The organism is Pseudomonas sp. HMWF021 (assembly GCF_003061005.1).
In the GTDB taxonomy this organism is placed as follows: domain Bacteria; phylum Pseudomonadota; class Gammaproteobacteria; order Pseudomonadales; family Pseudomonadaceae; genus Aquipseudomonas.
Map to the genome: position 1 here is coordinate 88,057 of NZ_QAIK01000107.1, position 9,986 is coordinate 98,042.

Below are 9,986 nucleotides of genomic sequence, written 5' to 3' on the forward strand. Positions count from 1 at the left end.
CCAAACGCTACCGCGTTGAACACGAAGAGAAAGAATTCGACATGGCGGTCCTCGAGCGTGCGCTCGAAAACGCCAAACTGGTGCCGATCGATCGGGTGATCGACGAATTGGGCCAGGACTTGCAGATCGAAGAAGTCGGCGAAGCGCTGGCCGGTCAGATCGTCATCGACATCCGTCACCCGGATGCGGCCGAGGATGACCCGCTGGAGCTCGCCGGCATAGAAGTACAGACGATGCCGTTCTACGCAGTGAACGCTCGTTTCAAGGAGCTGGATCCGACTCGCCAGTACCTGCTGTATTGCGACAAAGGCGTGATGAGTCGCCTGCATGCTCACCATTTGCTCAGTGAGGGGCATGCCAATGTGCGCGTTTATCGACCGAGCTAAGTGCCCGGGGCTGTTTGCCTGTGGCCTGCGTCACCGGCCCCCCGACACCGCCGTCAAGCTGTAACGGCCATGCCGGACACTACTGTTAATCGCTGCCAAGACTTGTCAGCAAACCGAATCCTCTGATCGAGATACACAAGTGATCGAAAATCTACGTAACATCGCCATCATTGCCCACGTTGACCATGGTAAGACCACCCTGGTAGACAAACTCCTGCGTCAATCCGGCACCCTGGAGCGCAACGAGCTCAACGACGAGCGCGTGATGGACTCCAACGACCAGGAAAAAGAGCGCGGTATTACCATTCTGGCGAAAAACACCGCCATCAACTGGAACGGCTACCACATCAACATCGTGGACACCCCGGGCCACGCCGACTTCGGCGGCGAAGTAGAACGCGTAATGTCGATGGTTGACTCCGTTCTGCTGCTGGTTGACGCTCAAGACGGCCCTATGCCGCAAACCCGTTTCGTGACCAAGAAGGCGTTCGAAGCCGGCCTGCGTCCAATCGTGGTGATCAACAAGGTTGACCGTCCAGGCGCGCGTCCGGACTGGGTTCTGGACCAGATCTTCGACCTGTTCGACAACCTCGGTGCTACCGAAGAACAACTGGACTTCCAGGTTGTTTACGCTTCGGCCCTGAACGGCATCGCCGGTCTGGATCACACCGCCATGGGCGAAGACATGACTGCGCTGTACCAGGCAGTGGTCGACCACGTTCCGCCTCCGGCCGTTGACCGTGACGGTCCGTTCCAGATGCAGATCTCCGCTCTGGACTACAACAGCTTCCTGGGTGTTATCGGTGTTGGCCGTATCGCCCGTGGTCGCGTCAAGCCGAACACCCCGGTTGTCGCGATCAGCGCCGACGGCAAGCGCCGCAACGGTCGTATCCTGAAGCTGATGGGTCACCACGGTCTGCACCGCATTGACGTTGAAGAAGCGGCAGCGGGCGACATCGTCTGCATCAGCGGCTTCGACGAGCTGTTCATCTCCGACACCCTGTGCGACATCAACACCGTCGAGGCGATGAAGCCGCTGACCGTTGACGAGCCAACCGTTTCCATGACCTTCCAGGTAAACGACTCGCCATTCTGCGGTAAAGAAGGCAAGTTCGTGACCTCCCGTAACATCAAGGATCGTCTGGACAAAGAGCTGCTGTACAACGTTGCACTGCGCGTTGAAGAAGGCGACTCGGCTGACAAGTTCAAGGTATCCGGCCGTGGTGAGCTGCACCTCTCGGTACTGATCGAAACCATGCGTCGCGAAGGCTTCGAGCTGGCCCTGGGCCGTCCTGAAGTGATCATCCGTGAAGTTGACGGCGTGAAGCAGGAACCGTTCGAAAACGTCACCATCGACATCCCTGAAGAATCCCAGGGCAAGGTCATGGAAGAGATGGGTCTGCGTAAAGGCGACCTGAGCAACATGGTGCCGGATGGCAAGGGCCGTGTTCGTCTGGAATACAACATCCCTGCTCGCGGTCTGATCGGTTTCCGTAACCAGTTCCTGACCCTGACCAACGGTGCTGGCATCCTGACCTCGATCTTCGACCGTTACGCTCCAGTGAAGTCGGGCCACATGTCCGGCCGTCAGAACGGCGTTCTGGTTTCGGTTGAAACCGGCAAGGCGCTGACCTACTCGCTGGAAACCCTGCAGGCTCGTGGCAAGCTGTTCGTAGAACACGGCCAGGAGATCTACAACGGTCAGATCGTTGGTCAGAACAGCCGCGACAACGACCTGGGTGTGAACCCTACCAAAGGCAAGAAGCTCGACAACATGCGTGCTTCGGGTAAAGACGAAACCATCGCTCTGGTACCACCTGTTCGCTTCACTCTGGAACAGGCTCTGGAATACATCCAGGAAGACGAGCTGTGCGAAGTGACTCCTAAGTCCATCCGTCTTCGCAAGAAGATCCTGGACGAAAGCGAGCGTACCCGCGCTGCCAAGAAAGCCAAGGCATAAGATTTAGCCCAGGCTGAAAAAAACGCCCCCGGTCGCGAGACCGGGGGCGTTTTTGTTTGTCCGGGGGTTACGCGTTGTTTGTGCTGGCCTCATCGCTGGCAAGCCAGCTCCCACAGGGTTTTGCGTCGCACATGAATCTTGTGTACGACATCAATCAATGTGGGAGCTGGCTTGCCAGCGAAGGCGGCCTGACAGGCGCCGAACCTTTCAGGAAAGGTCAGAACTTCTCGATCGACCGCGAATTCTGCACCCGCTCCACTTCTTTGGGCTTGTACGCGCAATACCCCGGCCGCGGGCCGATCTTCGGGTGGTTGCGGCAGGTGTCCGGGCGCTTGTCATAAATGGTGCACAGGCGGCTCTTACGATCCAGGTAGTAGCAATCGTTGTTGCTCATGCGCTGCAGGGTGAAGATCCCCGACTTCTGGTTGAAGCGCTCGACCAGCCCTTCCTTCTGCAGACGCTTGGCGATGTTTTTCGGCGGATCGCCCAGCTCGAACTCGTCGACCACGCCGATACGTACCAGGTCCTTGATCTTGACCTCGACCGGCAGGGTGCAGCAGCTGGAGACACAAGAGCCGCACATCGGGGCCGAATATTTGGCCCACGTATCGAGACGGTCGATCTCGGCGGCGGCAATCAGGTTGGGCTTCATCATCGGGAGTTACCAGGCGTGTGTGCATCAGGGCGCGCGATCATACCGGGACTGGTGGATTTTTGAACAACCTTTCGCCAGATTTTTGCAAATGCCGCGCAACTACCATTCAGTCCGGCACGGCCCCTGCATTCATTAGCCCATGCGCCAAGGTATTGCCGGACGATCTCGCACTCTCAGGAAAAACTGCCGAACCAGAGCCCCGACCGTCGGTCAGACCGTCTAGGCTCAGACAATTCCCCGCTCGCTCGAGGTCCTATCGATGACTCAAGAACCACTTGTTCGCGAAGCAGAGGTGGCCGCATTTCGCGACGCCGTCCTGACCAAGCTCACCTATGCGGTGGGTAAAGACCCGGATCACGCCTTCGACCATGACTGGTTCGAAGCCATTGCCCTGGCGGCGCGCGACCACATGGTCGAACACTGGATGGACCACACCCGGCAGATCTACCGCAAAGGTCAGAAGCGGGTGTATTACCTCTCGCTGGAATTTCTCATCGGCCGCTTGCTCTACGACAGCCTGAGCAACCTCGGCCTGCTCGATGTCGCCCGTGAGGCGCTGACCGAACTGGGCGTCGATCTGGAACGCATTCGTCTGCTGGAACCGGATGCGGCGCTCGGCAACGGTGGCCTCGGCCGTCTGGCGGCGTGCTTCATGGAAAGCATGTCGACCCTCGGCATCGCCGGGCACGGCTACGGCATTCGCTATGAACACGGTCTGTTCCGCCAGGCCATCGTCGATGGCTGGCAGCAGGAACAGACCGAGCACTGGCTGGATTTCGGCAACCCGTGGGAGTTCGAGCGTCCGGAAGTGGTGTACACCATCGGCTTCGGCGGCAGCGTCGAAACCGTTACTGATGCCAGTGGCAAGTCCAAGCAGGTCTGGTCGCCAGCGGAAACCGTGCGGGCGATTGCCTACGACACGCCAGTAGTCGGCTGGCGCGGGGCGAGCGTCAACACCTTGCGCCTGTGGCGTGCGCGCGCCATGGAAGATCTGCATCTGGAACGTTTCAACGCCGGTGACCACCTGGGCGCCGTCGCCGAAGTGGCCCGCGCCGAAAGCATCTCCCGGGTTCTGTACCCGGCGGACAGCACCGAAGCCGGGCAGGAACTGCGCTTGCGTCAGGAGTATTTCTTCGTCGCAGCTTCGTTGCAGGATTTGCTGCGCCGCCATCGCAACATGCACACCTCGGTGCTGACCCTGGGCGATCACGCGGCGATCCAGCTCAACGATACCCACCCTTCGATTGCCGTTGCCGAGCTGATGCGCCAACTGGTCGATGTCTACGACGTGGCCTGGGATGCGGCGTGGCAAGTCACCGTCGATACCTTGTCGTACACCAACCACACGCTGTTGCCCGAGGCGCTGGAAACCTGGCCGGTCGGCCTGATGGAGCGCATGCTGCCGCGGCACATGCAGATCATCTATCTGATCAACGCGCAGCACATCGACTCGCTGCGCGCCAAGGGCATTCATGATTTCGACGTGCTGCGCGCGGTGTCGCTGATCGAAGAGGACAACGGACGCCGGGTGCGCATGGGCAACCTCGCGTTCCTCGGTTCGCACAGCGTCAACGGCGTGTCCGGGCTGCATACGCAACTGATGCGCAAGACCGTGTTCGCCGAACTGCACAAGCTCTACCCGGAGCGGATCAACAACAAAACCAACGGCATCACCTTCCGCCGCTGGCTGTTCCAGGCCAACTCCGAATTGACCTCGATGCTGGTCGATTCCCTCGGCCCGGACGTGCTGGATAACCCGGAAGAGCGCCTGCTCGATCTCGAACCGTTCGCCGAGAAACCCGCGTTCCGCAAGGCCTTCGCCGAGCAGCGACTGCACAGCAAAAAGGCCCTGGCCTATCTGATTCACGAGCGGTTGGGGATCGCGGTCAATCCGGCGGCGATGTTCGACGTGCAGGTCAAACGGATCCACGAATACAAGCGCCAGTTGCTCAACCTGATGCACACCGTGGCGCTGTATCAGGCGATTCGTGCCGAGCCGGAAGTGGACTGGGTGCCGCGGGTAAAAATCTTCGCCGGTAAAGCGGCAGCCAGTTATCACCAGGCCAAGCTGATCATCAAACTGACCAACGACATCGCCCGGGTGGTGAACAACGACCCGACCGTGCGCGGTCTGCTGAAAGTAGTGTTTTTGCCCAACTACAACGTCAGCCTGGCCGAAAGCATCATTCCGGCGGCGGACCTGTCCGAGCAGATTTCCACTGCCGGGTTCGAAGCGTCGGGCACCAGCAACATGAAGTTCGGCCTCAACGGTGCGCTGACCATCGGCACCCTCGACGGCGCCAACGTGGAGATGTGCGAGCGTATTGGCGCCGAGCACATGTTCATCTTCGGCCTCAGCGCGCAACAGGTCGAGGCGCGCAAACAGAACCACGAGTTCAGCGCCGCACCGGACATCGCCGCGTCCCATCGCTTGAGCGATGTGCTGCAGGCGATCCGCAGCGGCGTGTTCTCGCCGGATGACACGTCGCGCTACACCGGGCTGATCGATTCGCTGGTGGACTACGACCGTTTCCTGGTCTGCGCCGACTTCGACTCCTACTGGGAAGCGCAAAAACGCGTCGACGCGCACTGGCACGATTCCAATAACTGGTGGCGCTCGGCAGTGCTCAATACGGCGCGGATGGGCTGGTTCTCGTCCGACCGGACGATTCGCGAATACGCCACGGATATCTGGAAGGCACTGGAGTAACTTTTCGCTCGGCTCGATATAATCGGCGCGCCGGAAAAGATCGCAGCCTTCGGCAGCTCCTACAGGGTTATGTGAACACCTGTGTAGGAGCTGCCGAAGGCTGCGATCTTTTTGGATCAGGCTGCGCTAATCTTCCCGGATTGGCCTTTGCGCTTAGGGATATCGACCATGCAATGGATGTTCATGTTGATCGGGCTGCTGCTCGGCTGGCTGCTCGACGAGTCGTTCAGCGCCGCGTTGCTCGGTGCACTGCTCGGGCTTGTGATCGGGCAGACGCTGCGCATCGCCCGGCTTGGCTCGCAGGCTGCAGAGCAACAGCGCCAACTTGAACAGACAAAAGCGGCTTTGCAAGGCGTCGCTCAGCGCCTGTATCTGCTGGAAGGCTCCCCCTCTCACGCGTTGCCAGCGGCAGGCGCGAAACCGGTCGTCGAACCCGTCATCGTCGCCGAACCGGCACCCGCCGTCACACCGGATCTGGTCTGGGAGCTGCCGCCCGAACTCGAACCGATTTCTGCCGTCGCCAGTGAAACCAGTCAGCCGCTGCCGGCCGATGTCTGGCATCTGGATGCCGTCACCGACGAGCCAGCTGCACCTGCACAACCTGCCGAACCCCGTGGCCCCAACCTGATCGAGCGCGGCATCAGCGCTGCGCGCAACTGGCTGTTCGGTGGCAACACCGTGCTGCGGGTCGGCGTGGTGCTGTTGTTCTTCGGTCTGGCCTTTTTGTTGCGCTATGCCACCGAAGGCATGGTGGTGCCGATCGAATTGCGTTACGCCGGTGTTGCGGCAGCGGCCTTGGCCCTGCTCGCGCTGGGCTGGTGGCTGCGCAAACGCAACAGCAGTTATGCGCTGATCCTGCAGGGCACCGGGATCGCGGTGCTGTACCTGACGGTGTTTGCGGCGATGCGCTTGCACCCGTTGCTCGACCCGTCCGCCGCGCTGGGTCTGCTGGTGGCGGTCACGGTGTTCTCGGCGATTCTCGCCATCACTCAGGATGCTCTTGGACTGGCGGCCGCCGCTGCGCTCGGCGGCTTCGCCGCGCCAATCCTGACCTCGACCGGCGCCGGCAATCACGTCGCGCTGTTCAGCTATTTCGCCTTGCTCAACGCCGGCATTCTCGCCATCGCCTGGTTCAAGGCCTGGCGTCTGCTGAATCTGATCGGTTTCGTCGGCACGTTCGGCATCGGTTTCGCCTGGGGCTTGCGTTCCTACGCGCCTGAATTGCTGTGGAGCACCGAGCCGTTTCTGATTCTGTTCTTCCTGATGTACCTGGGCATTGGCCTGTTGTTTGCCCGGCGCAAGTTGCTCGACATGCCCGATGCGCCAGCGGACGGTGACCGCGAGGCGCTGCTGCACTGGTCGGCGCGCAAGGGCGATTACGTTGATGGGACGATGCTGTTCGGCCCGCCCATCGTCGGCTTCGGTCTGCAGTTTGCGCTGGTGCAGCATCTGGAGTTCGCCGCCGCGTTCAGCGCGCTGGCACTGGGCGTGATCTACATGGGCCTGGCGCGAGTGTTGATGGGCGGCCGCGCCTTGTTGCTGGGTGAAACCTGTCTGGCGCTGGGGGTGATTTTCGCCAGCCTGGCGATCCCGCTGGGCCTCGATGCGCGCTGGACTTCGGCGGCGTGGGCCGTGGAGGGCGCGGGGATTTTCTGGCTCGGCTTACGTCAACAGCGACCGTTCGCCCGGGCATTTGCCCTGTTGCTGCAACTGGGTTCGGCGCTGGCGTTCCTCAGTCAGTTGCGGGTCGGCGAAAGCAGCCTGCTCGACGGCGCACCGTTGGGCGCATTGATGCTCGGTATTGCGTTGCTGTTCAGTTTCTATCAATTGCGCAAAGCCACGCCGGAACAGGCTTCGCCGTGGGAGCGTCAGGGCTTGCCGGTGCTGGCGGCACTGGGCCTGGCCTTCCTGTACTTGCTGGCGCCGCTGTTTTTCTTTGTTCAGGCGACAGCGATCAGTTGGGCCTTGGCCGGACTGGTGACCCTGTTTGTCGGCCTGCGACTGCAATCGCGCACGTTCCTGTTCACCGCATTCGCTGTGCAGTTGCTCGGCGGCGCGCTGTTCCTATTGCGTTTGCAAGGTACGGGCGAGAATTCGGCGGCAGTGTTCAGCGCCGGGTGGAGCGGTTTGCTCAGCGCATCGCTGATTGGCCTGGCGTTGATCGCCGGCATGTTGCTGGCGGCGCGCGACGAGATGGTGCGCGGCGATGTGCGGCTGCTGCGCGGCTTGTCGGTGGTGTTGCTGGCGGGGTTGGTGCTGATCAATCTGGCGGTGCTGTTCGTACTGCCGTGGCAGACCGCGAGTGCGGTGTGGGCGGCCAGCGGATTGCTGATCATCTGGTTGAGCCTGTACCTCAAGCAGCGCGTGAGTTTTGTCTTCGGGCTGTTGTTGCAGTTGATCGGCGGCGCGGCGTTTCTGTTCGCCGGCCCCGAGTTGCTCGGGCCGTTGTCCAGCGAAGGTCTGCGACCGTTGGCCCATGGCGGCTTCTGGACGCCGTTGGTGTTGGGGCTGGCCGCGTTGGTCGGTGCCTGGCGCCTGCAACTGGGCAATCATGCTTCGGCCTTCGATGCGCTGAGTTTGCAACGTTTGTCCGAAGTGCTGCTGGTGTGGGGCGCCGGTTGGTGGGCGTTGGCGTGGGTCAGTGAGGTGCTGCGTTTCGCGCCACTGAATCTGCAGGCGACGCTGTTGCTGCTGGTCGCTGCGCTGAGTGTGGCGCTGTGGACATTGCTGTCGCTGCGTCTGAAATGGCCGGCGCTGGGCCTGCTCTGCACGTTGCTGATTCCGGCGGCAGGGCTGGTGCTGCTGGCGGCGTGGCAGGCGCGTTATCACCCGGCGTCGAATGTTGGCTGGCTGGTGTGGCCACTGGTGTTCGTCGTGCACTTCTTCAGCCTGCGGCGTCTGGCACCGATGCTGCCGGCACGCGCCTTGAGCACGGCGCACGTGCTGGGTTGCTGGCTGTTGATCGGCGTGCTGGCGCTGGAGTTGCGCTACGGCCTGCTGCTGTTGTCCGAGCAATACAACGCCTGGCGCTGGCTGGGCTGGGCAATCCTGCCGAGCCTGTATCTGTTGCTGGCCGCGGCTCCGCGCAACTGGCCATGGCCGGTGGCAGCGTTCCCCCGCGAATATCGTTTGTATGCCGCTGCGCCCCTGGCAGTGCTGATGCTGGCGTGGTTCTGGCTGGCCAACGGCTTCAGCGACGGCAATGCCAAACCGCTGCCGTACGTGCCGCTGATCAACCCGCTGGAACTGGGCCTGCTGTTCGCCTTGTTCGGGGTGTACGTGTGGTCGCGTCATGCGGTGACGCAGTTCGCCCTGCGCAAGGATTACGCCGAGTACGCCACGCAACTGGTCGCCGGGGTTTCGCTGTTCGCTTTCTGCACCGCGCTGGTGACCCGTGCTGCGCACCATTGGGCGGGCATTCCGTTCGAGCTGGATCTGCTGCTCGAATCGATGCTGGTGCAGGCCGGGTTGTCCATCGTCTGGACCCTGATGGCGCTGGGTCTGATGATCGGCGGCCATCTGCGTCACCGGCGCGAAGTGTGGCTGATCGGCGCGGCGCTGATTGCGCTGGTGGTGGCCAAACTGATTTTTGTCGAATTGAGCAACCGTGGCGGCCTCGCGCGGATCGTCTCGTTTATCGGCGTGGGCGTGTTGCTGCTGGTAGTGGGCTACTTTGCACCGCTGCCACCCAAACGTGTCGAAGCCGAACCCGCGGCGGACAAACCCGTCCCGGACACCGAAGGAGTTTCATCTTGAGTCGCATGCTGAATCTGGGGTGGTTGGCGTTGGGCGTGGTGATGGTTGCCAGCGCCCAGGAAAAACCGGCGGACTTCGCCACGCAGGTGCCGCTGACGGTGAGCGGCAATGGCCCCTGGTATCGCCTCGACCTGCCGCTGAGCGCGCAATTGCAGGCGCGCCAGACCGATCTCAGCGACCTGCGCGTATTCAACGCTGCTGGCGAGCCGCAAGCCTACGCCTTGGCCCGGGAATCGGCGCAGACTCGCGACGACGGCCAGTTGCATGAAGTGAAGTGGTTCCCGCTGTACAACGCCGCCGACGCCAGCGAGCGCGCGCCGAACGTGCGTGTGCAATCGACCACCACCGGCACGCTGGTGGAAGTGCAGCCGTCGACGCAACTGGAGGCTGGCGAAGAAGTGCTGCGTGGCTGGCTGCTCGACGCCAGTGCGATCAAGGCGCCGCTGCAGCAACTGATCCTCGACTGGACCAGCGAACGCGACGGCTTCCAGCGTTTCAGCATCGAGGCCAGTGATGACT

At 61.7% G+C, this 9,986-nt stretch carries 6 protein-coding genes; 5 read left to right on the top strand and 1 reads right to left on the bottom strand.

Going from position 1 to position 9,986, the window contains the following annotated elements; translation table 11 throughout:
• Positions 1-386, top strand: a 386-nt coding sequence (gene thiI / locus DBR18_RS29215; protein ID WP_371921099.1) for a thiazole biosynthesis protein, incomplete at its 5' end; no start/stop codon positions are given.
• A gap of 139 nt (positions 387-525) precedes the next feature.
• Positions 526-2,346: a translational GTPase TypA gene (typA, locus tag DBR18_RS14625; protein WP_007961739.1), complete on the top strand. Its 1,821-nt coding sequence runs from the start codon at positions 526-528 to the stop codon at positions 2,344-2,346.
• Between the two features lie 217 nt (positions 2,347-2,563).
• Here typA and DBR18_RS14630 read toward each other — a convergent pair whose 3' ends face one another.
• Positions 2,564-3,001, bottom strand: coding sequence for a YkgJ family cysteine cluster protein (locus tag DBR18_RS14630; protein ID WP_007961740.1), 438 nt, complete (start codon positions 2,999-3,001; stop codon positions 2,564-2,566).
• A 259-nt stretch (positions 3,002-3,260) separates the two neighbouring features.
• Between DBR18_RS14630 and DBR18_RS14635 the strand changes: the two genes are divergently transcribed.
• The 3 genes from DBR18_RS14635 to DBR18_RS29220 all read left to right on the top strand — a co-directional run.
• Positions 3,261-5,711, top strand: coding sequence for a glycogen/starch/alpha-glucan phosphorylase (locus tag DBR18_RS14635; protein ID WP_108590838.1), 2,451 nt, complete (start codon positions 3,261-3,263; stop codon positions 5,709-5,711).
• Positions 5,712-5,879: 168 nt separating this feature from the next.
• On the top strand, positions 5,880-9,467 hold the full coding sequence (locus tag DBR18_RS14640) for a DUF2339 domain-containing protein (RefSeq protein WP_108590839.1): 3,588 nt from the start codon (positions 5,880-5,882) through the stop codon (positions 9,465-9,467).
• Positions 9,464-9,986 (top strand): DUF3999 family protein (locus DBR18_RS29220; RefSeq protein ID WP_256588706.1); only part of this gene is annotated, 523 nt, incomplete at its 3' end. The genes DBR18_RS14640 and DBR18_RS29220, both read left to right, overlap by 4 nt.